Annotated in this window: 31 protein-coding genes; 10 read left to right on the top strand and 21 right to left on the bottom strand. The window is 45.3% G+C overall.

The window, feature by feature from the left end; genetic code table 11:
* Positions 1 to 105: 105 nt before the first annotated feature.
* The 6 genes from xerD to M3593_RS03850 all read right to left on the bottom strand — a co-directional run bounded on the left by xerD (position 106) and on the right by M3593_RS03850 (position 4572).
* The gene (gene xerD / locus M3593_RS03825; RefSeq protein ID WP_144476588.1) at positions 106 to 999 is read right to left on the bottom strand and encodes a site-specific tyrosine recombinase XerD; all 894 of its coding nucleotides are present in this window, start codon (positions 997 to 999) and stop codon (positions 106 to 108) included.
* Positions 1000 to 1004: 5 nt separating this feature from the next.
* The gene (locus tag M3593_RS03830; protein WP_144476585.1) at positions 1005 to 1232 is read right to left on the bottom strand and encodes a YqzK family protein; all 228 of its coding nucleotides are present in this window, start codon (positions 1230 to 1232) and stop codon (positions 1005 to 1007) included.
* A gap of 284 nt (positions 1233 to 1516) precedes the next feature.
* Positions 1517 to 1975, bottom strand: coding sequence for a ferric iron uptake transcriptional regulator (fur, locus tag M3593_RS03835; protein ID WP_144476933.1), 459 nt, complete (start codon positions 1973 to 1975; stop codon positions 1517 to 1519).
* A gap of 115 nt (positions 1976 to 2090) precedes the next feature.
* Positions 2091 to 2732 (bottom strand): stage II sporulation protein M, encoded by a 642-nt coding sequence (gene spoIIM / locus M3593_RS03840; protein WP_251540769.1) that lies wholly within the window; start codon positions 2730 to 2732, stop codon positions 2091 to 2093.
* A 121-nt stretch (positions 2733 to 2853) separates the two neighbouring features.
* On the bottom strand, positions 2854 to 4020 hold the full coding sequence (locus M3593_RS03845; RefSeq protein ID WP_251540771.1) for an endonuclease Q family protein: 1167 nt from the start codon (positions 4018 to 4020) through the stop codon (positions 2854 to 2856).
* The gene (locus M3593_RS03850; RefSeq protein ID WP_144476576.1) at positions 4021 to 4572 is read right to left on the bottom strand and encodes an NUDIX hydrolase; all 552 of its coding nucleotides are present in this window, start codon (positions 4570 to 4572) and stop codon (positions 4021 to 4023) included.
* Between the two features lie 75 nt (positions 4573 to 4647).
* On the opposite strand from M3593_RS03850, the gene mciZ reads away from it, so the two are divergent.
* Together mciZ and M3593_RS03860 are read left to right on the top strand one after the other, a co-directional pair.
* Positions 4648 to 4794 carry a Z-ring formation inhibitor MciZ gene (gene mciZ, locus M3593_RS03855; RefSeq protein ID WP_144476573.1) on the top strand — a complete coding sequence of 49 codons (147 nt, stop codon included), beginning with the start codon at positions 4648 to 4650 and terminating at the stop codon, positions 4792 to 4794.
* Positions 4795 to 4854: 60 nt separating this feature from the next.
* Positions 4855 to 5766 carry an aldo/keto reductase gene (locus M3593_RS03860; protein ID WP_144476570.1) on the top strand — a complete coding sequence of 304 codons (912 nt, stop codon included), beginning with the start codon at positions 4855 to 4857 and terminating at the stop codon, positions 5764 to 5766.
* A gap of 65 nt (positions 5767 to 5831) precedes the next feature.
* Here the strand turns inward: M3593_RS03860 and M3593_RS03865 are convergent, their stop codons facing one another.
* The 6 genes from M3593_RS03865 to M3593_RS03890 all read right to left on the bottom strand — a co-directional run bounded on the left by M3593_RS03865 (position 5832) and on the right by M3593_RS03890 (position 10209).
* A complete protein-coding gene (locus M3593_RS03865; protein WP_251540773.1) occupies positions 5832 to 6566 on the bottom strand; it encodes a ZIP family transporter in 735 nt (244 codons plus the stop codon).
* Between the two features lie 63 nt (positions 6567 to 6629).
* The gene (locus tag M3593_RS03870; protein WP_144476564.1) at positions 6630 to 7154 is read right to left on the bottom strand and encodes a GrpB family protein; all 525 of its coding nucleotides are present in this window, start codon (positions 7152 to 7154) and stop codon (positions 6630 to 6632) included.
* Entirely contained in the window at positions 7151 to 7399 is a 249-nt protein-coding gene (locus tag M3593_RS03875) for a YqkE family protein (RefSeq protein WP_144476561.1), read from the bottom strand. Before M3593_RS03875 ends, M3593_RS03870 begins: the two co-directional genes overlap by 4 nt.
* A gap of 152 nt (positions 7400 to 7551) precedes the next feature.
* Positions 7552 to 8220, bottom strand: a complete 669-nt coding sequence (locus tag M3593_RS03880; protein WP_144476558.1) for a 3-oxoacid CoA-transferase subunit B — start codon at positions 8218 to 8220, stop codon at positions 7552 to 7554.
* Between the two features lie 29 nt (positions 8221 to 8249).
* Entirely contained in the window at positions 8250 to 8939 is a 690-nt protein-coding gene (locus tag M3593_RS03885) for a CoA transferase subunit A (RefSeq protein ID WP_251540774.1), read from the bottom strand.
* Between the two features lie 82 nt (positions 8940 to 9021).
* On the bottom strand, positions 9022 to 10209 hold the full coding sequence (locus M3593_RS03890) for an acetyl-CoA C-acetyltransferase (protein WP_251540775.1): 1188 nt from the start codon (positions 10207 to 10209) through the stop codon (positions 9022 to 9024).
* Positions 10210 to 10358: 149 nt separating this feature from the next.
* Between M3593_RS03890 and M3593_RS03895 the strand changes: the two genes are divergently transcribed.
* The 3 genes from M3593_RS03895 to M3593_RS03900 all read left to right on the top strand — a co-directional run bounded on the left by M3593_RS03895 (position 10359) and on the right by M3593_RS03900 (position 12573).
* Positions 10359 to 11261, top strand: a complete 903-nt coding sequence (locus tag M3593_RS03895) for a hydroxymethylglutaryl-CoA lyase (protein WP_251540776.1) — start codon at positions 10359 to 10361, stop codon at positions 11259 to 11261.
* A 73-nt stretch (positions 11262 to 11334) separates the two neighbouring features.
* Positions 11335 to 11466 carry a hypothetical protein gene (locus tag M3593_RS23980; protein ID WP_260983579.1) on the top strand — a complete coding sequence of 44 codons (132 nt, stop codon included), beginning with the start codon at positions 11335 to 11337 and terminating at the stop codon, positions 11464 to 11466.
* A gap of 171 nt (positions 11467 to 11637) precedes the next feature.
* The gene (locus tag M3593_RS03900; protein WP_251540777.1) at positions 11638 to 12573 is read left to right on the top strand and encodes an alpha/beta hydrolase; all 936 of its coding nucleotides are present in this window, start codon (positions 11638 to 11640) and stop codon (positions 12571 to 12573) included.
* A gap of 162 nt (positions 12574 to 12735) precedes the next feature.
* Here M3593_RS03900 and M3593_RS03905 read toward each other — a convergent pair whose 3' ends face one another.
* Both M3593_RS03905 and M3593_RS03910 read right to left on the bottom strand, forming a co-directional pair.
* Positions 12736 to 13281, bottom strand: a complete 546-nt coding sequence (locus tag M3593_RS03905; RefSeq protein ID WP_144476543.1) for a hypothetical protein — start codon at positions 13279 to 13281, stop codon at positions 12736 to 12738.
* Positions 13282 to 13366: 85 nt separating this feature from the next.
* Positions 13367 to 13696, bottom strand: coding sequence for an iron-sulfur cluster biosynthesis family protein (locus tag M3593_RS03910; protein WP_144476540.1), 330 nt, complete (start codon positions 13694 to 13696; stop codon positions 13367 to 13369).
* Positions 13697 to 13842: 146 nt separating this feature from the next.
* On the opposite strand from M3593_RS03910, the gene M3593_RS03915 reads away from it, so the two are divergent.
* Positions 13843 to 14058 (top strand): CDGSH iron-sulfur domain-containing protein, encoded by a 216-nt coding sequence (locus M3593_RS03915; protein ID WP_144476537.1) that lies wholly within the window; start codon positions 13843 to 13845, stop codon positions 14056 to 14058.
* A gap of 53 nt (positions 14059 to 14111) precedes the next feature.
* Here the strand turns inward: M3593_RS03915 and M3593_RS03920 are convergent, their stop codons facing one another.
* Both M3593_RS03920 and M3593_RS03925 read right to left on the bottom strand, forming a co-directional pair.
* Entirely contained in the window at positions 14112 to 14450 is a 339-nt protein-coding gene (locus M3593_RS03920; protein ID WP_144476534.1) for a YolD-like family protein, read from the bottom strand.
* Positions 14451 to 14471: 21 nt separating this feature from the next.
* Positions 14472 to 15731, bottom strand: coding sequence for a Y-family DNA polymerase (locus M3593_RS03925; protein WP_144476531.1), 1260 nt, complete (start codon positions 15729 to 15731; stop codon positions 14472 to 14474).
* A gap of 223 nt (positions 15732 to 15954) precedes the next feature.
* Here M3593_RS03925 and M3593_RS03930 point away from each other — a divergent pair, with 223 nt between their 5' ends.
* The gene (locus M3593_RS03930) at positions 15955 to 16146 is read left to right on the top strand and encodes a YqzH family protein (protein WP_251540778.1); all 192 of its coding nucleotides are present in this window, start codon (positions 15955 to 15957) and stop codon (positions 16144 to 16146) included.
* An 87-nt stretch (positions 16147 to 16233) separates the two neighbouring features.
* Here the strand turns inward: M3593_RS03930 and M3593_RS03935 are convergent, their stop codons facing one another.
* Both M3593_RS03935 and M3593_RS03940 read right to left on the bottom strand, forming a co-directional pair.
* Complete coding sequence (locus M3593_RS03935) at positions 16234 to 17025, bottom strand: SDR family NAD(P)-dependent oxidoreductase (protein ID WP_251540784.1); 792 nt, start codon at positions 17023 to 17025, stop codon at positions 16234 to 16236.
* Positions 17026 to 17036: 11 nt separating this feature from the next.
* Positions 17037 to 18002, bottom strand: coding sequence for an MBL fold metallo-hydrolase (locus M3593_RS03940; protein WP_144476522.1), 966 nt, complete (start codon positions 18000 to 18002; stop codon positions 17037 to 17039).
* Between the two features lie 524 nt (positions 18003 to 18526).
* Here M3593_RS03940 and proC point away from each other — a divergent pair.
* From proC to namA, 3 genes are all read left to right on the top strand, one after another.
* A complete protein-coding gene (gene proC / locus M3593_RS03945) occupies positions 18527 to 19372 on the top strand; it encodes a pyrroline-5-carboxylate reductase (protein WP_144476519.1) in 846 nt (281 codons plus the stop codon).
* 57 nt (positions 19373 to 19429) lie between these two features.
* The gene (locus tag M3593_RS03950; RefSeq protein ID WP_251540786.1) at positions 19430 to 20578 is read left to right on the top strand and encodes a glycosyltransferase family 2 protein; all 1149 of its coding nucleotides are present in this window, start codon (positions 19430 to 19432) and stop codon (positions 20576 to 20578) included.
* Between the two features lie 80 nt (positions 20579 to 20658).
* Positions 20659 to 21681 (top strand): NADPH dehydrogenase NamA, encoded by a 1023-nt coding sequence (gene namA, locus M3593_RS03955; RefSeq protein WP_251540788.1) that lies wholly within the window; start codon positions 20659 to 20661, stop codon positions 21679 to 21681.
* 271 nt (positions 21682 to 21952) lie between these two features.
* Here the strand turns inward: namA and M3593_RS03960 are convergent, their stop codons facing one another.
* The 3 genes from M3593_RS03960 to M3593_RS03970 form a co-directional block, all read right to left on the bottom strand.
* Entirely contained in the window at positions 21953 to 22582 is a 630-nt protein-coding gene (locus M3593_RS03960; protein WP_313959716.1) for a class I SAM-dependent methyltransferase, read from the bottom strand.
* 302 nt (positions 22583 to 22884) lie between these two features.
* Positions 22885 to 23169: a hypothetical protein gene (locus M3593_RS03965; RefSeq protein ID WP_144476512.1), complete on the bottom strand. Its 285-nt coding sequence runs from the start codon at positions 23167 to 23169 to the stop codon at positions 22885 to 22887.
* Positions 23170 to 23256: 87 nt separating this feature from the next.
* The gene (locus tag M3593_RS03970) at positions 23257 to 23805 is read right to left on the bottom strand and encodes a histidine phosphatase family protein (protein ID WP_144476509.1); all 549 of its coding nucleotides are present in this window, start codon (positions 23803 to 23805) and stop codon (positions 23257 to 23259) included.
* Positions 23806 to 23817: the final 12 nt, after the last annotated feature.

Consider the following 23817-nt stretch of genomic DNA (forward strand, 5'->3'; position numbering starts at 1 on the left):
ATATCTAAAAACACAAGAAAAAAAGCCGGCTTTTCCGGCGGCTTTTTTGACAATTCTATGAAACTATCTGTCTGTTCTCTTTAAAATCACGTCCAATAACCCAAACTATGCTCGGGGATGGAACTTCGTATAAACATCCTTCAACCTTGTCTTTGTAACATGGGTATAGATTTGGGTCGTTGATATGTCTGCATGTCCCAGCATTTCCTGGACTGCGCGAAGATCTGCTCCATTTTCAAGCAGGTGGGTTGCAAATGAATGCCTCAGCGTATGCGGTGTCAATTCTTTTTCGATTCCTGCGTCTGCTGTCAGCCGCTTGAGGATTTTCCAGAACCCTTGTCGTGACAACCCTTTTCCATGATGATTTAAGAATAAAGAGTCATCCTTATGTTTTTTCGAAGCCAGTTTTGGCCTTCCTTTTTCGAGGTACTCTTCGATCGCATCTGAAGCCGTCTTCCCTATCGGAATGATCCTTTCCTTACTCCCTTTGCCCATGCAGCGGACAAATCCCATCGTCAGGTGCACATCGGACAGCTTTAGTCCGATCAGTTCACTGACACGGATACCCGTAGCATACATCATCTCAAGCATCGCTTTGTCCCGATACCCAAAAGGGTCGGAAAGTTTCGGGCTTTCTAAAAGCGTCTCGACCTCTTCCATGCTCAGCACCTTAGGCAAAGAACGCTCATGCTGTGGACTTTCAATATGGACGGTTGGATCATGGTCGACCGCCTTTTCCCGCAGGAGAAAATGATGAAAAGCCCGGATGGAGGCAATATGCCTGGCCAGGGTCTTCGAGGATTTACCCGAGTCTTTTAAAAACTTAAGGAAGTGTACAATTTGCGGCCGCTGGACTCCATTTAATTCCCCAAGCTGTTCAACATTTTTCAGATAGTGAATATAACTATTCAAATCGCGTTTATAGGAGACAATCGTATTCTTTGATAGTCCCTTTTCAACAACCAGAAAGTGGATAAAGTCGTCAAGCCTGTCTTCCATTTCTATTACTCTCCATTCAGATAAAACAGTATCAGCCTTTCAAGCATGCTTCCTTCTTTTTCATCAAAGGTTCCTGACACCTTGATGGCTGCCCCTTCAGGTGCATCATACCGATGATAACTTTCATATTCTTCGTTAATCCACATGATACCATAATAAAATAGAATTGTGCATCCAGTGAACAAAATGAACACCTTTAATGTATGCATGACCATTCCAAACCACGATTTCATCTTCTTGCCTCCATACTCGTTGTAACAGAGAGATTCCCTGTCCACACGACTATACTTATTTATTAATCTGTATGCCAATTTGGACAAGAATTATACCTGATATAAGTGGATAATTGTGGCTCTTTGCGTTCAGTATCAAAGAATACGGACCTTTGGCTTATCTGATTCGTAAGCCTTCTTGATACCATTAAGCAGGCGGTTAGTTAGGATCAAGCGCATAACATGCGAAACAGCTCCCATTATAAATAAAAAGCCCTTTCTCCATTCGGAAAAAGGGCCTCGAATTATTCTGTTTCTGCCGTATCTTTCTCCTGGCATCTGTGACAAATGCCGTGGAAAGTAAGGCGGTGGTCTTTAATCTTGAATTTCCAGTCTCTTTCAACGATTTCTTCAACATCCTCCAGAAGATCGTCCTGGATTTCATCTACAGCTCCGCACTCAATGCAGACAAGGTGATGATGGAAATGGGCAGCGCCTTCCTGGCGGAGATCATATCGGGACACACCATCCCCGAAATTGATTTTATCAACAATTTTCAGTTCAGTCAGCAGTTCAAGTGTCCGGTAAACTGTCGCCAGTCCGATTTCAGGAGATTTCTCTTTGACAAGCAAATAAACATCTTCAGCACTTAAGTGGTCTTCTTCATGTTCAAGCAATACGCGGACGGTAGCCTCGCGCTGCGGCGTTAATTTATAGCTGGACGAATGCAGCTGTTTCTTAATTCTCTCGATCCTGTTTTCCATTTCGATAGTACTCACTCCCCCGCCACTGTTCTTTTATTATATCAGAACGGAAATGAGATTCAAAATAAAATTATTACAAATAAGAAACAACAGTTATTTTAAACTGATAATAATTTTAATTTAGCGAGTTGATAACAGCCTTCAATAATGACGGGGATAAATATGCTTCGATTCCGGCTGCCACTGCCAGAAACACAAGTGCTGCTAAAAAAGAAAAGATATATCTAAAAAATTGAGGCATGATCGGCTGGCTGATTTTTTTCATGAACTGATTCCTGATCATTTTCAAGGAAAATGTGACTGCCATCGCTGCAGTAATGATGAAAACAGGAATGATGATGAAGTTTTGCGGCAGGATGGATACAAATGACAGCATGAAACCGTCCCACTGCATCTGGTTCACAAGAAAGCCGACTGTAAAACCGACCACCATTCCTTTCATGAATAAAAGAACCAGGATAACCGGAAGCCCGATGATGGAAACCCCCAAAATCCAGATCAGGCCTATGAACTTTCCATTATGCATAAAGCTTTGCAAAAACAAATCCTGTCCATCAGCTACTTTACCGGAAGCAGCCTGGCCAAAAAATTGTGATAGATAATAGAATAAATCTTCCTTTTGAGTGAAACTGAGGCTATTCACAATTACTGCCCCAAAGATGACGCCCATCAGAAAAAGGACAACGACAAAAAGATAGATTGAGGAATATTCTCGTAAATGGCTTACTGCGACGTCCTGGTACCTTCGTTTCTTCATCTCTTTTCCTCCTGCATATTGGTTACTACCATCATATGCTTGGACGGGAAGTCTATGACTCTGGAAGAAGAATTTTCGCTTTATTTAATAGAAACAAAAATCCGGCCTGTCTGGACCGGATTTACATATCTGCTATTTTCCCATACTTTCCTCCGCCCCCAGCCAGGAAGCCAAGTTGTCCTTTTCTTGCCTTGTCTATTGTGATTGCCGTCTTTTCAGGAATCAGCTGTTTCAAGGAGTCTAGAGGGACAGAGTGAAGGACTGCCATTTCTGTTCCGAAATGATCCATTAGCTTTTCCAGCATTTTCGGCCCAAGACCAGGAATGAACTCTAGTGGAACCTGATGGATATATGGCGGCCTCCCAGGCTTATTCCCATCTGCTGTCTTGAGTTCGCGTATCCTGTCAGCAACCCCTTTGACGATTTTGCCAGAGCCACATTGCCTGCAGACCTCATCAATGGTCGGAATAGGAGTCAGGCAGTTTGCACAGACGGTACGATGGTATTTTCCGAGTTGAGGATCCAGGCCGTAATTTGCTTTTATCCGTCTTCCTGCAGATTCCTTTAGTGCTAGTGCCAATTCACCAAAAGAAGGCTCTTTCATTTCAATCTTCTGGTATTCTCTAGCGATTTTCGCAAGTGAATGGGCATCCGAGTTCGTGACAAAAGGATAACGATGGATTTCGGAAAGCTGATCGGCCATCATTGTATCCGAGCTTAACCCCAGCTCGATGCCATCAATCATCTCGGGATCAAATACTTCTGTTAAAGAATGTTTTACACCTTTTCCATACAAGCTTTTAAAAGGAGTAAAAACATGTGCAGGAATGAAAATCCCCCCAAGTTCCTTTACTTTCCTCTGCAATTCACGCCCGGTAACATATATTCTCTGCGAGCTTAAAGTAATGTTTTTCAAGTGATTCTCCAGCCACATCGAAAATATCCTCATGGTTTTTAGGGTTGGCAGGTAGCACAGGACATGGAGTGGCCCCTGTGTGCTCTCATCATTGATCTCAAGTTCCGACCCGAGTATGATGCTCATCCCGCCATAGTTCAAGCCGCCATCGGGATGTTCCTCAAGTTCACCTGCGATTAGCAAATCCTGCATTTCATCAAGTACCTCAGGTGAATGGCTGTCAATGATCCCGATCATGTCCATCCCTTTATAATCCCTGGCATGCCGGATAATATTGCTGAAGGTCAATGACTTTGCTCCGGTGATTTTCACTGCCCTGCCCGATTTCGTCCTGCCTATATGGATATGAAGATCGACAAAGTATTCCCGCATTTATTTACCCAATGCCTCTTGCAATTGCAAATGCTGTACAGCATATGCCGTTTTTGCATCATATATTTTTTGTTCTTTTACCAGTTGGATGGCTTCTTCAAGACTTACTTCAATCAAATTGACAAATTCGTCTTCGTCTGCTGCTGCCGGGTTGGCTTTTTTCGCAAGTCCGGTTGCTTTATAGACATGGATGATTTCATCTGCGAACCCTGGAGACGTATAGAAGGAGATCATCCACTCCATGCTGGCGCATTCATAACCGGTTTCTTCTTCAAGCTCACGGGCAGCGCATATTTCCGGCTTTTCACCAGCCTCGAGCTTTCCTGCCGGTATTTCGACGATGGTCCTTTCAAGCGCCTTTCTGTATTGTTCGACCATGATGATTTTATTGTCATCAGTAACCGGAATCACCGCCACTGCACCGGGATGCTTGATGATTTCCCGTTTAGAAGTTTTCCCGTTCGGCAATTCCACCTCGTCTACCTGCAGGCTGATGACTTTTCCAGTAAAAATCTGTTCTGTCTTCAATGTTTTTTCTTCAAGAGATTTCATACATGTCCACTCCTGTTCTAATCCGAGATCAAATGCTCATACATTTTACCATACTTATCTGAAAGGGGTATGGCGATGAAAGTGTACGTGCATGGTCAAGGCTTCACGATTGCTGGCAAAGCGTGGGAAATCAAAGCGATTTTAAAAGAGTATGGCAAAAAGCATCATCTTGTGAAAGACTGGGTTGAAGCAGTCAGTCAGTCGGTGGGCCGTCCAGATTAGTTGAACCCGCTCCTTCCATTCCGATAAAATGGAGATATTATTGTGGAACGGAGTGATGGAATGAAAAAAAGGCAATTAGGGTCTTCTGGATTATTTGTTAGTGAAATTGGTCTTGGCTGCATGTCGCTTGGTACAGATTATTCCAAGGCACAGGCAGTGGTCGAAGCTGCCCTCGAGGAAGGGATCAATTATTTCGATACCGCCGATTTATATGACTTTGGAGAAAATGAAAGGATTGTCGGACAGGCACTGAGGAGTGTCAGGGACCAGGTTGTCATTGCAACGAAAGCCGGCAATCGCTGGACCGAGACGAAGGACAGCTGGACCTGGGACCCCTCAAAAAGCCATATCAAAGAGGCTGTCAAACAAAGTCTGAAAAGATTGGATACCGATTATATTGACCTTTATCAGCTTCATGGCGGGACGATTGAGGATCCTATTGACGAAACGATCGAGGCTTTTGAAGAGTTAAAAGCTGAGGGCTTTATAAAGCATTATGGCATTTCCTCGATCAGACCCAATGTCATCCGCGAATATGCACAAAAATCCAATATTGTCTCTGTCATGATGCAATACAGCATGCTCGACAGACGTCCGGAAGAAGAAGCACTTCCGCTTCTTGATGAAAAAGGGATCAGCGTTGTAACCCGAGGAACCGTCGCAAAAGGGATGCTCAGCGACAGGCTGCTTGAAAAGGCCCCTCCCAAAGGATTTCTTGATTACAGCTATGATGAATTGCAGGAAGTATTGCCGTTATTGAAGGAAAAACTGGCATCTTCCCATTCTCTTACAGAAGCAGCGATTCAGTATAACCTGGCAGACCCCGCTGTTGCTTCGATTGTCGCCGGCGCAAGCAGCCCCGGGCAAATAAGAGAAAACGCCCGGGCAGCAAGAGCTAATCCACTTTCTCCGGAAGAAATCCGTTTAATCAAATCGCTTACGAAAGCAAACCAGTATGATCAGCATAGATAAACAATAAAGTTTTGGACATATTCGTCTTTTCGGCGAGTATGTCCTTTTTAAATTCTAGCTTTTCTTTAAGCCAGCAGCAGCAAGATTGTATAAGCTGCCAGGCCTGCCGCAAAGGACCAAAAGTTGCTTTCCCTCTCTTCCGGCAGCTCTTCCTTCATGACATTCAGAATGACACCGCCGGCCAGCAATGCGAAGAGGACGGCAATGATATTTTCATGCACTTCCACCATTACGCCAATCGCCCATCCAGTTATGATTGCACCAGCCAGCAGCCATCTTCCAATCCTATCATAAATCTCCTTATGTGCCTCCCTGAGAGCATGATCACTTGTGATGAAGTGTACCGCAAGGGCGATGAAGTACAAAACCAGCCCTTTGATGGACTCTTGTTCTCCATGCAGCAATAGATATCCAATCAATCCGTTGTAAAGGAAAAAGGAGGTTATATGAATCCAGAACACACCCTTTGATGTCCGGTTCAGATTATTCTCTTCCTGCTGTTTTTTCTTTGATGTTTTAACCATGCGCTCCAGTCCATAAAAAAAAGCCAAACCAAGCATTGCGACAATATATGTATGGTTCTCAAAGAACATGAGGGCTTGTGACTGAATATTACGATCCAGTATCTCATTATGCTTATTCAGTTCAGGAAGCAAGTGGATGAAGACGTACGCCACCGAAATGCCGCCGGCTGCTGACAGCAGCCTGCTTCTCGGTACGTTATCAAGAAATGGTAAATATCTAGAAAATAGATGAACGGCAACAAAACCTGCTGCCAGGATGAAAGTTGTAAAAATCATGTTATTGCTCCTTTGCCGCTTTTTATTTAGTTGCCCTTTAGCATTGGAAGCAAAACATGTTCTTTACAAGGGTTTCCAGAGTCTCGCTTTTTCCTCTATCTCCAATACAGTTGGAGACTTTGCAGCAATATAGGATTCAATCTCATATTCATATTGACGGGCTGCTTCTTCCTTCACACTTGCGTACCTGGCTGCTTCTTCTGGATGGGACCTCAAGTAATCACGGAAAACTAAATGCCTGTATAGTTGATGGCTGCCTTTTTCAAACGCATGCAGATGCACTTTTCGAATCCCTTTTTCATCACATTTTTGAAAATATCGCCGGCCTGGAATGCCATTTTCTCCCCGGGCATCGTATCCGGCAGTCTCAAGTGCAGGGGTGGCCTTTTCTACTGATTCGAGGCTTTCTGCAGCTAGCATGATGTCAATGATTGGCTTGGCGCTCAGCCCGGGGACAGAGGTACTGCCAATATGGTGGATTTCAGCCTCTGTCTGGTTAAAAACTTCGGCAATCAGGTTTTTCTCTTTCTCAAAAAGAGTTTTCCATTCGGCACGATACGGGACAACTTCTACCCTTCGTTTTTTCATTTGAACTTTTTCCAATCCATATCACTTTCGGAAAGCAGTTCTTCAAAGGACTTGTTCTTCTCTTTTAACCGTTGTTCTTCTTTTTTCCGCTGCAAGTCGGCCTGCTTTTTCTTTTCTTCTTCTTCTTTCAGCTCTTGCTGCTGAGCTTTTAGTTTTTGCATGATATCCTGATTCAGCAGGTCACCTAATGTTGCCGGTTTCTCGTCTTTTTTTACTGGCTGCTGGCGTTTTTGTTTTTTCTTCATGATTGATCCCCCGGTTCTATGCATTTACTGAGTTCGGCTCATTTGGCAAAGCCGTTTTGTTAAAAGATTATACCACCGGAAGCTCATTTTTGAAATCAGCTGCCGCTAATAAAGAAGGAACGCCCCTTTATATTAAAGGGCGTTCCCGATAATCAGTATGCGTCCAGTTTTACCGCATCATCCACCTGCAGTTCTGGTCCAGTTGATTTAATAACATCCTCCACTGTGTATCCTGTTGCTACCTCAACGAGTTTCAGCCCGAATGGCGTCACATCGATGACCGCCATATCGGTGATGATGCGGTTCACCACGTTTTTGCCTGTTAACGGCAGGCTGCATTCCTTGAGGATTTTCGCGTCCCCATTTTTGTTGACATGTTCCATGATCACGATGATCTTCTGTGCACCGTGGACCAGATCCATGGCGCCTCCCATTCCCTTGATCATCTTCCCCGGAATCATCCAGTTCGCGAGGTCACCAGCTTCAGAAACTTCCATGCCGCCAAGGATGGCAATATTGATGTGCCCTCCGCGGATCATCGCAAAGGACTCTGCAGAATCAAAATAAGCTGATCCTGGAATGGCTGTGACCGTTTCTTTTCCAGCGTTGATCAGATCGGGATCAACGCTTTCTTCTGACGGATAAGGCCCGATTCCAAGCAGTCCGTTTTCGGACTGGAGGACAACCTGTTTATCGTCAGAAATGAAGTTTGCCACCAATGTCGGCATCCCGATCCCGAGGTTTACGTAAAAACCATTCTCGATTTCTTTTTCAGCCCGGCGCGCGATTTTTTCCCGGACATTCCCTTTATTTTTAATCATATGCCTTCTCCTTTCATGATCAGCCAGATTTAACTTCTCACTGTCAGCCTTTCAATCCTTTTCTCCTGATTGCCCTCAATCAGTGTCTGGACATAAATGCTTGGAGTATGGATACTGTTTGGGTCCAATTCGCCCACTTCATACAGGTTCTCTACCTCGGCAATCGTGACTCTGCCGGCAGCAGCGATCATCGGATTAAAGTTCCTAGCGGTTTTATGGTAGACGAGGTTGCCCATTTTATCGCCCTTCCAGGCACGTACAATGCTGAAATCCGCTGTCAGCGCTTCTTCAAGGAGGTATTCCTTGCCATTGAACATGCGGGTTTCTTTTCCTTCAGCGATTGGCGTTCCCACACCAGCCGGCGTATAAAAAGCAGGTATACCGGCACCGCCGGCCCTGATTTTCTCAGCAAGCGTACCCTGCGGAATCAATTCGACCTCGATTTCGCCAGACAGCACCTGACGCTCGAATTCTTTGTTTTCGCCAACATATGAACCTACCATTTTTTTGATCTGCTTATTTTTAAGGAGCAGTCCAAGCCCCCAATCGTCAACTCCGCAGTTATTCGAAATGACGGTCAGGTCTTTTACCCCTTTTTCAACAAGCGCGAGGATTGCGTTCTCAGGAATCCCGCAGAGACCAAAGCCGCCAACCATTAAGGTTGCACCATCATGGATATCCGCCATGGCGTCTTGAAAGGATGCACAAATTTTTTTCATCGTTCTTCCCCCTTTTGACTATGTTCGCACCTGCACTATTTTCGTGCCGGAATGACTATTAATCTTTTAAAAAGTGATAGAATCAGACGAGTTCCACTACAGTAGCGACACCCTGTCCGCCGCCAATGCATAGTGTCGCAAGGCCAGTCTTTGCCTGTCTGCGTTTCATTTCATGAATCAGCGTAACAAGGATCCTCGCACCGCTCGCCCCAATTGGGTGGCCCAATGCGATTGCGCCTCCGTTGACATTTAAAATTTCCTTATTGAAATTCAGTTCGCGGTCAACTGCAAGTGACTGGGCAGCGAACGCTTCATTCGCTTCAATCAGCTCCATCTGGTCCATTGTCATGCCCGATTTCTTCAATGCTTTCTTTACCGCGTCAACCGGACCGATCCCCATGATGCTTGGGTCGACACCCGCGCTTGCGTTCCCTTTGATCACGACAAGCGGTTTAAGTCCAAGTTCATCCGCCTTTGCCCGGCTCATGACAACCAGAGCAGCAGCTCCATCATTGATTCCTGACGCGTTACCTGCTGTTACGCTGCCATCTTTTTTGAATGCAGGACGCAGTCCGCCAAGCTTTTCGGCCGTTGTCCCCTTTTTCGGATATTCATCTGTGTCAAATACGACTGGATCGCCTTTTCGCTGCGGAATTTCTATCGGGACAATCTCGTCCTTAAATTTGCCTTCCTCAATGGCCTTGGCTGCCTTTTCCTGGCTGGAAGCGGCAAACTCGTCCTGCTCTCCCCTGCCAATCTCATACTTGGCACAAAGGTTTTCAGCTGTAACCCCCATATGGTAGTCATTGAACGCACACCACAGACCATCGGAAATCATGCTGTCCACGAGCTTCTGGTCGCCCATCTTGAACCCATCCCGGGCATTTTTCAGTAAATAAGGCGCCTGGCTCATATTCTCCATACCGCCGGCTACGACAACATCAGCATCTCCGGCGATAATCGCCTGTGCAGCCAGATGGACAGCCTTCAAGCCTGAACCACAGACTTTATTGATGGTCATAGAGGAAGCGCTTTCAGGAACTCCCGCCTTAATGGCTGCCTGTCTCGCAGGGTTTTGTCCAAGTCCAGCCTGGAGCACGTTACCCATGATGATTTCATCTACCTGTTCCGGTTTGACTCCTGCCTGCTTCAATGCGTCTTTGATGACCGCAGCCCCTAGCTCCGGAGCGGAGATATTTTTCAAGCTTCCATTAAAGCTGCCAATTGCTGTTCTTACTGCAGCCACGATTACTGCTTCAGTCTTGCTCAAAGTGCTCACCCTTTCTCAGATCTTCACATTTTTATTACTTCGATTGATTTGAATCAAATCCCTTTTATTTTATCAAAATTTTATTTATTCTTGCATTTTTAAAAATATTCTATTTACAATTAAGATATCTTAAGAGGAGGGTATGTCTAATGCTGCAGCTTCCCAAGAAGGTAGAAATTATTGAAGTCGGCCCAAGAGACGGGCTGCAAAATGAGAAGAATTTTGTTCCAACTGAAGTTAAAAAAGTATTTATCGGTTCCTTGAAGGATGCCGGAATCAAAGAAATGGAGCTTACATCCTTTGTATCTCCCAAATGGGTACCGCAAATGGGGGATGCGGCGGAGATTGTCTCAGATTGCCTTGATGAAAACACCAGGAATATTGTGCTCGCTCCAAATAAAAAGGGAATTGAACGTGTCTATATGACGGATTGCAAAGCCGTTGCTGTATTCGTCGGTGTCAGCAACACTTTCAATCAAAAGAATATCAATAAAACAACGGCCGAAAGCCTTGCCGAAGTGCTCCCGCTGATTTCTGAGCTGAAAGCAAAGGATTATTTTGTACGCGCCTGCATCTCTACCGCCTTTTATTGTCCATATGAAGGCAAGATTGCTGAAGAAGAAGTTCTCGCACTGTGCGGTGAATTCGTTAAAGCTGGAGTGGATGAACTGAGTGTTGCCGACACGATTGGCATGGCGGCTCCCCACGAGTCTTATTCTTTATTTTCCAAATTGATTGATGTGTATCCGGATGTGCTCATGACCGCGCATTTCCATGATACAAGGAAACTCGCGCTGTCCAATATCCTGGCCGCACTTCAGGCTGGTGTCACTCGTTTTGATACGTCTGCCGGGGGACTTGGCGGCTGTCCGTTCGCCCCTGGCGCTGCCGGAAATGCTGCGACGGAAGATGTTGTCTATATGCTTCAAAGGATGGGCATCCAAACCGGTGTTGATCTTGATAAACTCACCCAGGCAATAGAAGTCATTCAGCCTCATATCTCGAGGCCGATCGAAAGCAGTTATTTCAAGCTCAATTCCGTCAATGTTTAACTTTTTTGCATAAGCTCCTGTCCCTGAATCCATCTTATTAGATGAAGTCATTTTGATGAAGGGAGCCTTTAACATGAGCCAAAAACGTGACAAGGGTTACAGCCAGCAAGGCAAACCAAATGCTGACACAGTCAAGCAGCAAATTGCTGCTGAGGATCTCGAAAAAGCCATCCATCCGACAAAGGGACAAAATTCCCAGCAATAAGCGTAATTAATAAGATTTTTCTGACCGCCCTGGCCGGCGGTTTTTTCATGTTTGTATTTCACATATAATGGTAAAATAAAGAAGTGTTCCTTTTAAAGTCGAAACAACAGGAATGCCTGCCTTTATCGGCATTGGTTCATCTGGGAATATCCGTTGATCGGAGGGGTTAGCATGAAGAAGGCGTTCCGTGTGTTATTTTCATTTTTACTGTTACTTGCCTCACTTGGCGTATTCATATCAAATAAAGTCATGTTTTTAAAAAAGAAGGATGACGAGGAGATTTTCAACCGGGAAACGGAGGCCGGCCATTTGGTGCCTGACGAGTACGATGCCCTGCCAAAAAGGGAAGTTACCATCCCTTCATCCTTTGGCTATGCATTGAAGGCTGTCCTTGTTGAACCGCATGACACAAACCGTTATATTATCATTGCCCACGGTGTTACCCAGAGCAAGACGAATTCCGTAAAATATATGAATTTGTTCTTGAACAGAGGCTTCAACGCGGTTATTTACGACCATCGCCGCCACGGTGAATCCGGCGGAAAAACCACAAGCTATGGCTATTACGAGAAATTCGACTTACAATCAGTGGTAAACTGGCTAAGAAAAGAAAAAGGACCGGACCTCCTGCTTGGCATTCATGGAGAATCCATGGGTGCTGCGACCTTGCTTCTGTATGCCGGGATGCTTGAGGATGGTGCCGATTTCTATGTAGCTGATTGCCCATTTTCCGACTTCAGCGAACAGCTCGCCTACCGCATCAAGGAAGAAGTCAAGCTGCTGCCGCCAAAACTATTGCTGCCGGTTGCCAATCTGTTTGTCCGCATCCGTGATAAATACTCCTTGAGTGAGGTATCGCCGATTGCGGTTATCGAAAATATCAAGAACCCAATCCTGTTCATCCACAGCCGCATGGACGATTTCATTCTGCCATCCATGACCGAGGCTTTGTTTGAACAGAAACAAGGACCGAAGAAGCTGTTCATGGCCGAAAACGGCCTCCATGCCCAATCCTACAGCCAAAATCGGGAACAATACGAAAAGGTACTCGATGAATTCCTTGAGGAATACGTCTTTGCGGGTGATGGAATTGTTGCCTCGGACTAATAACACGATATAACTCGCCTGTCTCGGACACTTTTGTTCGTTTTCGGGTTCTGTATGTCCGATAGCTCTGTTCTATCGGACATCTTTCTATCGGACACTTTTCTTTCGTTCCGGCTTCCGTTTTGCCGATAAAAAAAGACTGGCTCAACTGGAGCCAATCTTTTACTGCTTTTCTCCCTGGCGGTCGATTTCTTTGCCTTCAGCGTTCAATGCCCTGACTTCTTTATAGTCGCCAATGGCGTAATAGTAGCGTTCGTTTTCTTTTTCAACGATTTCTATTTTGGTGAATTTGCCGTCTGGTCCTGCAGCTTCAATTGCTTTGATATCCGGATTCAATACTTTCCCGAAAATAACCGGAATTTTTACATCCAAATTGCCATCTTCTTTAAAAACCGTGAAGGCATCGACATACAGGAGCATGAAATCATTTTTATAATAAGTCCAGTGGTTGTGCCCTGCATTTTCCCAGCCTTCTTTTTCGCTGCCCTTGATATAGGCGACGGCCAGCGCATCGAATGTTTTTGAGCCCTCTTTTTGTTCTGTTGTGTAAAAGAGGAGCCAGCCATCCTCCACTTCTTCTTTGTGGATGATTTGTTTGATGTTGAACGGAATATCGTTTTCGATTGCTTCTCCTGCAGTTTTATAAGCACACGCTGACAGTACAAACGTGCAGATCATGATCATGGCTGCTTTCCACAATCTCCTCATCTCTCTCCCCTGCCTTTGCACCAAACTTCTATGTAATTCTACAACTCTCTCTCTATTTTACCCTTTTTTTCAATTTTTTGTAAACTTATAGTTTTGTTTTATCATAAAAACTCATTCTTGGATTCAGATACTCGTTCGGGCTTTTCAACTGGAAGCATCCGTTGGTTTCTTTGAAGTCCAGCGTCATTTCCTCAGCAAAGAAGACTTCCTTCGCTTTTTCGATATAGATTGGGATACCTCCTGTTTCTATTCGGTGCTCTTCCCCTTCTTTTTCACTTTCAAACCAGAGGGCAGCCACGCCATTCACTGCACAGCCGCATCCGTCTATATCGTATTTTAATTTCACATACCCTTTTTTGTCTGCGATTTTTTCGCTCAGTTTATTTGATGCTGCTTCGGTGATTTTCAATTTCATGATTGCACTCCCTTTCCGAGATTTCATTTTACCATACAGGTGACTTTTTTACGTTTCACAGCCCTTATGTGAAAATGTCTTGCAATTTTTCTGTTTAACTTTTAGTATCAAAGATAATTCTGACAACTTGAAAGGGGTGCTTTTTTTTGTCAAAAGTGACAATTAAGGTGAATGATAATGGATCTTTAAGGATTTCCGGCGATGTAGAGCTGCTGGATGGAGCCGGAAATAAGTATGAGACAAAGCCGGCGTTCTCGCTTTGCCGCTGCGGTATGAGCAAAAATATGCCGTTCTGCGATGCTTCTCATAAAGGGAAATTCGAGTCGGCTGTGCGCGCGCCGCAAGCTGAAGAAACGGAATAATGTACTGAGGGCAATGGACATCCATTGCTCTTTTTTGTGGGGTGGGTTGCTGGCTACCATTCGTCTGCAAGCCTGACATCCGCAATTGCCGAGATTCCAATGCGATGAATCTCCTCAAAACGATCAATAATATGGAGTTTCTGCCCAAGCTCGTTCCAGTAATGGATTTTCCCGATCACCAGTTCATACTTGCGGTGGCGTAAATAAGTGATGCTGACGGGCCGGTTATATTCCATCGCTTCGAGAATCGTTTCATTCAATTGTTCAAGCTGCTGTTCATCCAGCTGCTTCTCTTTTTCATATTGATCTTCCTGTGCCCAGTCACGGAGCATTTTCACATGTTCAGGCAGCATCATCGATGTCCACTTGATTCTTCCGCGGTCACGTATCATCTTTTCTCCTCCTTCAAATTATCAGCCCTTATGTCCGCCAACGAGTGCAGCCCGGTGCCTTGCTGTTCCGGCTGCCGTATAGGAAACCGCCCTCAGGAGAGCCGTGGATCCATAACGGCTGCGGATCCGGTCCATCGCATAGCCAAGTTCTTTCTTTTTCCAGCCATTCTTCTCGAATAAATCGAGCTGGAACTCACTGTCCGTAACGAGATTCCCAATCGATATCGAGATGCTCCGCACCGTTTTTCCAACGTAGTTCTCTGCAAAAAGTTCAAGGCAGACACGATACACGTCCATTGTAATATTGGTCGGCTCCTCAATCGTCCTTGACCGGTGGAAGCCGCCGCCAAATTCATCCTGGCTGTAGCCGACCCCGAAGCTGATTGTCCGGCCTGCTTTTCCATGGCTTCTGGCCCTGCGTGCGACTTCTTCACACATTTCGAGGATGACATGCTTGATTTCTTCCTCTTCTTTGTAATCCCGAAGCAGGATTTGGCTTTTTCCGAAGCTGATCTGCCCTTCCATGATCGGAGCGCCAATATCGGAAAAATCGATTCCCCATGCATGCCAGTACATCTGGTTGCCCATGATGCCGAATTTTTTCTCCAGGATTTCAAGGTCATAACGGGCGAGCTGGCCGACTGTGAAAATCCCCATGCTGTTTAGTGTTTTTTCGACGCGGCGGCCAATTCCCCACATATCCCTCAGCGGTGAGACATTCCACAGCTTTGTCTGGACATCATCATAGGTCCATTCAGCAATCCCTTTGTGCTTGGCATCAAGGTCAAGGCATAATTTCGACATCAGCATATTCGGGCCGATCCCGACTGCGCACGGAAGCTGGAACTCGCGCTCGATATCATCTTTGATTTTTTTTGCGATGGAAGCAGCGTCACCCCAAAGCTTAGAGGCACCGTCCACTTTTATGAAGCTTTCATCGACACTGTAGGTATGGATCGCTTCCTTTGGGACATAGCGATTGAATACGCGGGAGATTTCAGTGGAGATTCGCAGGTATGTTGACATTTGCGGATCAACGACGACAATTCGCGGATCGTCGGGAATTTCAAACTTGCGTGATCCGGTCTTGATGCCAAACTCCTTTTTCAAACGAGGTGAGGCTGCGAGGACGACACTCCCGGGACGATCGAGATTCCCGACGACAGCCAGGTAACAATCAAGAGGATCAAGGCCGAGCATCACGGCAGAACAGCTCGCATAGAAGCTTTTCATATCCACACATAAAATTTTGTTTTGCGGCATTTCGCTGTAATCGAGCATGTCTTCCCTCTCCTTTCGGCAAGTTTTCAAAAAATAAGAACGTTTGTTCCGTATCATTATACCCATTATATTAAGCGAATATGCGTTCGGTTTCAATGGAAATTTTCCGGGTGACTGACTTAATTAAGGTGAAAATGGGGAGTCGTTCCAGGATTGGAGATTTTTGCGAAGGGTGTTTCCCATGAGGATTTCCGATTATAATCAGGGAAAGAGGTGTATGACGATGGATAAAAAACTCATTCGCAAAATGGTCCAAAAGTGCTTTGTGCAGTATCGGCATGATGAATCGCTCCCATTTGGAGAAGCTGAATTCGAAGAAATATATGAAAAGGTCGCTGGAATGAAAAACGAGGATCCCGAGGCGGATTTGCATGACATCATCAATGATGCGGTTTATGAATTTATTGTTACCTAAAATAGGGCCAACATAGAATAGATTAATCTTTAATACCGTCCGTTCATCAATTTAAAAAACCGCCAAAAAATCTGGCGGTCTGGAAGTTTACTTTTTATTGAAGATATTTTTGCCAAATAATTCAAAAGTCCGGGGAAACAGGGCATAGAATTTGCTGCCTGCGTTCATCCATCGCGGCAGATTGATTTCCCTTGAATTTGTCATCATCCTGTCGACTACCTGCTTCGCCACATATTCCGGCTTGAGCATAAACCTTTTGACACTTTTCACATACGTCCCCTGCTTATCCGCAATATTAAAGAAGTTGGTCTCAATCGGTCCCGGATTGACAGAAGTGACAAAGATTCGGTCATCAGCAACCTCCATGCGAAGACTGTTCGTGTAGCCGAGCACCGCATGCTTTGTTGCCGAGTAGACACTTGATTTTGGCGTAGCTATTTTGCCTGCCTGGGAAGCGATGTTGATGATATGGCCGCTCTGCCGCTGCTTCATGCCTGGAAGAACCATGGAAGTGCAAGCAATCAAGCCGACCACATTGACATCGAACATCGATTTTATTTCATCCATTTTCACTTCGTGGGCAAAATCAAAAACGCCGAACCCGGCATTATTGACCAATATGTCGACATAGCGGATGTCAGAAAGCACCTCAAAAAAAACTTTCTTGACTGCTTCTGGGTCTGAAACATCCAGCTGCCGTGCATGGATATTAATGGCGTACTTCGATTGCAATTCTTTTTTTAATATTTCCAGTTTATCGATACTCCGGGCCAAAAGGACAAGATTCGCTCCACGCGCAGCGCAAAGCCTGGCAATCTCAGCCCCGATTCCGCCCGAGGCACCGGTGATAATAATATTTTTCCCTTTTAAAGATTGCATCCACTTTCACCTCATTTTGCTGTATAAACGAAGGAGGTTCCTTCTTCCCTGGCTGAAATGGCGTCCAGGGATTGTAAATAATCAAGTTGTCCGACGGTTTCCGAAATCGTCAGGTTCAGTTCACGTTCATATACCGTCGGGAAAAGCAATTTGCAGATCTCAAAAACAGTAAGCTCCCTGCCCCCGAGCATTCCTCTGACCTGCATGGCACGGTCGTGCTGGCGGGCGAGCCTCTTTTCAATCAAGTTGTGCAAATCCGTTATCTCCGTTCCATGACCAGTGTATACCAATCCTATCGGGTACTGCTGCAATTTTTTCAAGGTTGCATTATATTGGACCAGCGGCTTCGGTCTTTCTGTTTCACCTGGCAGCGGCGGTTCGAGCAATGGATTTGGCGAAATTCCGGCAAGAATCGTATCACCGGCAATCATTGTGCCGTCTTTTTCACGCAGCAGCACAATATGGCTCTGTGCATGTCCCGGTGTCTCGATCACCCTCCATCCCGGCAGTGCCGGGGGAATGTCATTTTCTGAAATAGTCCCGGTCAACGAGCGATTGCAAGAAAATACTAATGTCTTTTTCATGATTTTCATCGATGGCACAAAAAAATGATCAGGTATTGCCGACTGCAAGAAGAAGTTCTCATAGAATTCCTGATGTTTCTTCTCGAATTCCGAAGTCCTGTTAATCCACCTTTCATTCAGATGATGTCCATAGACCTCAAGATCTTGTGAAAGGTAGTCCAGCATTCCTACATGGTCCGGATGATCATGTGTCAGGATGACCTGCTCGATATCTTCCGGCTTCAGTTTCAAATCAGCCAGCTGGGATTTGAACGACTCCCAGGACTCTTCCGTTTTTGTACCCGCGTCAACAAGTGTCAACCTGTCCCCTTTTACTAAATATGCGTTCACATCACCGACCGGGAAAGGAGTCGGCAAAGTCAGTTTGGCAATTCCATCTTTCCATTCAGCCATATTATCTATACACCCCAAAACATTATTTTTCTATAAGGTAAAGTGATTGTTTGTTCAAGAAATCATTCAACTTTATTGGTCCTGGTATTTTTTCAATATAAAATAAAGTTTACCTTTAAAATGAACAAAAGTCATTATTTTCAACTTTTACTTTCAGAAAAAACTAAAAACTTTTTAATTTTCTCTTGACACAGAGGTTGTCTTTCTTGCATAATCACTATTAAAATTTCGTAAACTTTTCAAAAGCACTTGAGCAAGACGAGTAGACAGGAATGGTGTTAGAGAGTGGAGTCCACCGGCTGAAAGGCTCCGCGGCCCTCTTCATGTTGAAACCTACCTTGCGAGCTGCCAGGCAAACCTGGACGTATACCGGCGTTAACGGATGTTGAGCTGCACTTATTCGGCAAACGCCGAAAAAGTGAATGAAGGTGGTACCACGGAAGCATGGCCTTTCGTCCTTTTATGGATGAAGGGCCTTTTTGTATTTCAATAACCGAAAACATAAACTTATGGAGGCGAATCTGATGAAGAAGCTTGTTTTTGTTGGAGCAGGATCGATGGCGGAAGCAATGATTTCCGGGATAGGGGCAAGCGGGCTTCTTCCGGGAGAGCAAATATGGGTTACAAACAAACAAGATAGTGACAGATTGAAAACATTGGAGCAGAAATATGGAATAAAGGCGACATATGATAGTGGAATTCTTTTTAAGGACGCGGATGCTATTGTCCTGGCAATGAAGCCAAAGGATGCAGCAGGAGCGATAGAGGAGATTAAGCCATATTTATCTGAAGGGATGCTGATCATTTCCGTCCTAGCTGGCGTTTCGATTGACGCCATTGAAACGGCTGCCGAAAAGTCCCTTGCCGTGGTCAGGGCAATGCCAAACACCTCAGCTGCGATTGGCAAATCGGCAACAGCCCTGGCCGTGAATTCCGGTGTAAGTGAAGTACAGAAGACGCTTGTTCAGGAGCTTTTTAACACAATCGGCCTGACGACAATCGTTGAGGAATATCAGCTGGACGCCGTTACAGGATTATCTGGCAGCGGGCCAGCCTATATATATTACCTTGTCGAAGCAATGGAAAAAAGCGCTGCCGAAATAGGTCTTGAAAAACAGACAGCAAAGCAGCTGATTATCCAGACGCTGCTGGGCGCAGCGGAAATGCTGACACACTCTGATAAGGAACCTGCACAGCTCCGCTTTGAGGTAACCAGCCCAGGTGGAACGACTGAGGCAGGCATCAAGGTACTTGAACAGCACGGAGTACAGTCCGCTTTTGTATCCTGCATCAAGGAAGCCACCTCCCAATCAAAAAAGCTTGGCCGTCTGCTGGGCAATGAACTGGCAGCCGCAAACCGGCCCCTTTAAAATTGCAAACCGGTCCCCTGTTTCTCTACAATGGAGAAAAAACACAGGGACGTGTGAATGGTGCTTGTAATTTTACTGTCTTTAACTTTAGTCATCTGGATATTGGCAACAATCGATGCCTTGATTGGCTTCAGGAAATTGGATTCCCTCGAAAAAGCAGGGGGTGCTGACCAAGAACCGCTCCTCAGCGTGATCGTGGCTGCCAGGAATGAAGAAGAAAATATAACACAAAGCGTCCGCACCCAGCTGGCGCAAACCTATAAAAATACCGAGTGGATCCTTGTCAATGACCGATCCGAGGATGGTACCGGAAATGTGATGGAAAACCTGAAAGGCACGGATACAAGAATTCAAGTGATTCATATCGAGAGTCTGCCAGAAGGGTGGCTCGGCAAGAACCACGCTCTCTATAAAGGCTTTCAGCTCGCGTCGGGCCGCCTGATCTTATTTACCGACGCTGATGTCATGTATCATCCCGAGGCTTTTTCAAGAGCGGTCGGTTATTTTGAGGAACATAGCCTCGATCATTTGACCGCCGCCCCGAACCTTAGTGCAAAGCCCTTCTGGCTGAAGGCCTTCGTAGCGTTTTTCTTATTTGGCTTTTCTTATTACAAGCGACCGTGGCTCGGCAATAACCCCCGGGCGAAGACGGGAGTCGGCATCGGTGCATTCAATATGATGACCCGGTCGGCTTATGAAAAAGTCGGCACACATGAATATATAAAAATGCGGCCTGATGATGATTTGCAGCTGGGAATGATGGTAAAGCGCCAGGGTCTTAAGCAGCGGATTGTCACGGCTATGACGTTAATTGAAGTGGAATGGTACCAAACCCTCGGCGAGGCTTTAGGCGGGCTGGAGAAAAACACCTTCGCCGGCCTTCACTACAGGATCAGCATGGTGCTGTTTTCGGTGTTCGGTGTCTTTGTTTCACAGGTCTTACCGTTCTTCACTGTTTTTTCGGGTAACCAGTCTGTTGCAATCCTTAGTGCTGTTAATCTCGCATTCTTGGCTGTTCTGTATGTGATGGTAACCAAGAAAATGACCCAATTTTCACCATGGCTGTTCCTTGTCCTGCCCTTTACGGCCCTGCTGTTCATTTTCTCCATCTTAAGAGCAAGCTACCTGACTATGAAAAGAGGCGGCATCATCTGGCGCGGAACGAAATATACGCTGGCGGAATTAAGAAAAAACACATTACGGTGAGTACAATTTTTCCTTTCCTCTTAAAGCCCTGTTATACTAAAAATATATTTTGGATAGCGAAATAAAAGGAGGCTGCTGGATTGGAAAAGAAATTATTTTCCCCTTATAAAATCAAAGATTTAACCCTGAAAAACAGGATTGTCATGGCACCGATGTGCATGTATTCATGTGAAAAAGAAGACGGGATCGTCACAGACTTCCATATGACTCACTATGTAAGCCGTGCTGTCGGCCAGGTAGGCTTGGTCATTCTCGAAGCAACTGCAGTCACACCGCAGGGCCGGATTTCGCATCAGGACCTGGGTATCTGGAGCGATGAGCATGTTCCCGGGCTTACAAGACTGACTGAACAAATCAAGCAGAACGGCGCCGCAGCTGGTATCCAGCTGGCACATGCCGGCCGAAAAGCAGCATTGCGTGATGAAATCATCGCCCCTTCTGCAATCGCTTTTGATGAAAAGTATAAGGAACCAAAGGAAATGACGGCGGAAGAAATCAAGGAAACTGTCGAGGCATTCAGGAAGGCTGCTGAAAGAGCTAAGCGTGCAGGCTTCGATGTGATAGAAATTCATGCGGCACACGGGTATTTGATCAACCAGTTCCTCTCCCCTCTTACAAACAAACGGGAAGACGAATACGGCGGCACTGACGAGAACCGTTTCCGCTTCCTTAGCGAAATCCTTGAAGAGGTAAAAACAGTGTGGGACGGCCCTCTGTTTGTCCGTGTTTCTGCATGCGATTATCAGGAAGATGGCCTGACTGCCGATGATTATGTAAAAATTGGTGCATCCATGAAAGAATTTGGGGTTGATTTAATTGATGTCAGCTCCGGCGCGGTTGTGCCAGCAAGAATCCACGCCTACCCAGGCTACCAGGTCAAGTTTGCTGAAAAAATCAAACATGGAGCCGATGTGGCTACCGGAGCTGTCGGGTTGATCACAACCGGTATCCAGGCTGAAGAAATCCTGCAGAATGATCGCTCCGATCTGATTTTCATAGCCCGAGAACTGCTTCGCGATCCATATTGGCCAAGAACTGCGGCCAAAGAGCTTGGAACAAGCATCGAATCGCCTAAGCAATATGAACGAGGATGGATATTTTAAGCAAAACTAAAATAATCATTGTGTCTAAAGAGGCATCCAGAATAATACTCTGGATGCCTCTTTTTGCTTAAAACGAGTTTAATATGAATGACGGACACTTTCCTGCGCTTTTCACCAATTTCTGTCCGTCATAGCCTTGATGACGGACACTTTCGTGCGCTTTTCATGAATTTCTGTCCGTCATATGTCTTAGATCAGTTTACTAATACAGTAACCCCATAGAAAAAGAGACTGTCATCAAAACAGCCCCTCTTTCCATGAAATCATTTATTTAACTGCCCTTCACCAGCAAAATCCTGCGGTACATATCCCCGAACATAACGCCTTCATCAGCAATCAATCGGATTCTGTCTTTTTCTGTTGAGCAGGCTTCCTCAAAGGATACGCCGATGTCGGTCCCAAGCAGCTTGATCACATGCCTGAAGGCTTTCTTGACGAAGGAAAGTCCTTTCCCTGGCTGAGCAAACTTATCGAAGACCAGCACCAGGCCATCCTCCCGGCATACTCTTACCATCTCGGCAAACGCCCTTCTATGGTCGGGGACGACGGATAAAATTAAACTTCCCACAACATAATCAAAGGCATCATCAGCAAAGTCCAGCTGCTGGGCATCCATTTTTAAAAAAGTAATCTTTGAGCCCTGGAATTTATCCTTTGCTTTCTGAAGCATATCCTCTGAATAATCGATTGCAGTGATATCCAGCTGTTCATAGGGCAAGCGCTCGATGTCGGCTCCTGTGCCTGCACCAACAAAAAGCACTTTGTCCCCAGGCTGCAAGTGTAAGTCTTTAAAAAGTTTCTCTCTCGCCTTGGAAAAAGGGCCGGCATTGAAAATCGCATCATAAATCGGCGCCCAGCCTTTGTAAATGATCTTATTCCAGGAATTATTAATAGCGTCCACCCCAATCTGATCCCAAATGCAAAGTTCTAATTACTTTTGACTCTAAAAGCAGCCCAGCAGCCAGCAACCACTTCTCCATCCAGAGCAATCTTTTCTCCAGGAATAACAATCTGCAGTATTTTGTTCCTTAAACTTCCCAGCTACCTCTTCAACCTTATCACTATGGACACAATTGACCTGACAGACATCCCGCTCCTTCAACTTATCATCCACCTCATTCAAATAATCATTTGAGTATATAATATTCAAACCACCGTTTGAATGTCAATAAAAAAACCAGGATTCTCTCCTGGTTTTAAAGATTAGGCTATTTTTTCTCTCTGCCGGTCAGCAACCTTTTTAAAATAAAATCCTAATTTAACGAGACCAACCGCGATCAGGGAAAAGATCATATTGTAGAAAACCGCGAATATTGCAAGATCCATCACTTCAAAAATGACAGCATACAGTAACCCAACAATCCCGAATAAGGAAATAGTGATCAGGAAATGCATTCTCGGCAGGAGAAAAGTGATAATCCCGCTAAACAACATGACCAGTGAACCCATAATGAAAAAATGAAGACCGAATAAAAGTAAGAATTCCAAGCGTACTCCCCCAGTTTCGTATAGAAAGAATGGATGGAAATAGTTCCATCACCTTCCATTTCCCTCTGGGTCATTTTTTAAACGGTTTTAAATCCGGTCATCCCATATTCGATTCAGGAGTGTGCTTTCACTTGAAACAACCAGTTCAAAAACATCTGGATTGGTCATTTCCATCAGGCAATCGTATCCGAAACTTTCGTTGAAATATCTCATGAGCAATGTGGTCATGTTTCCATGGCTGACAAGGAGGATATGACCATCGTCCGAACATAGTAAGTCTTCAATCAGGGATTTAGCCCGTTTCATCGCGGCAGAAGTAGACTCTCCACCCTCAAAAACAAGCTCGAAGTCTTCGAAGGTTTGTTTCAGCTTTTCCCGCCAGTCTTCCAGATTCACTGTGCTCAGCACTCTTTCACCAAGTCTTTCATCCTCAAGAACCTCTATTCCTTTGGAATTGGCCAAAGGCTTTATTGTATCGATCGCTCTTTTAAATGGACTTGAATAGATGCTATCTATTTCCTTATGTTTAAAAAAGTCAACCAGCGCCAGCGCCTGCTTCCGGCCATGTTCGGTCAATGGCGAGTCTACTGGCTGTCCAGCTGCACTAGCATGACGTACTAGATAGATTGTTTTCAATCGTCACACCCC

It is taken from the genome of Mesobacillus sp. MER 48 (assembly GCF_023714225.1).
Classification (GTDB): Bacteria; Bacillota; Bacilli; order Bacillales; family Cytobacillaceae; genus Mesobacillus; species Mesobacillus oceanisediminis_A.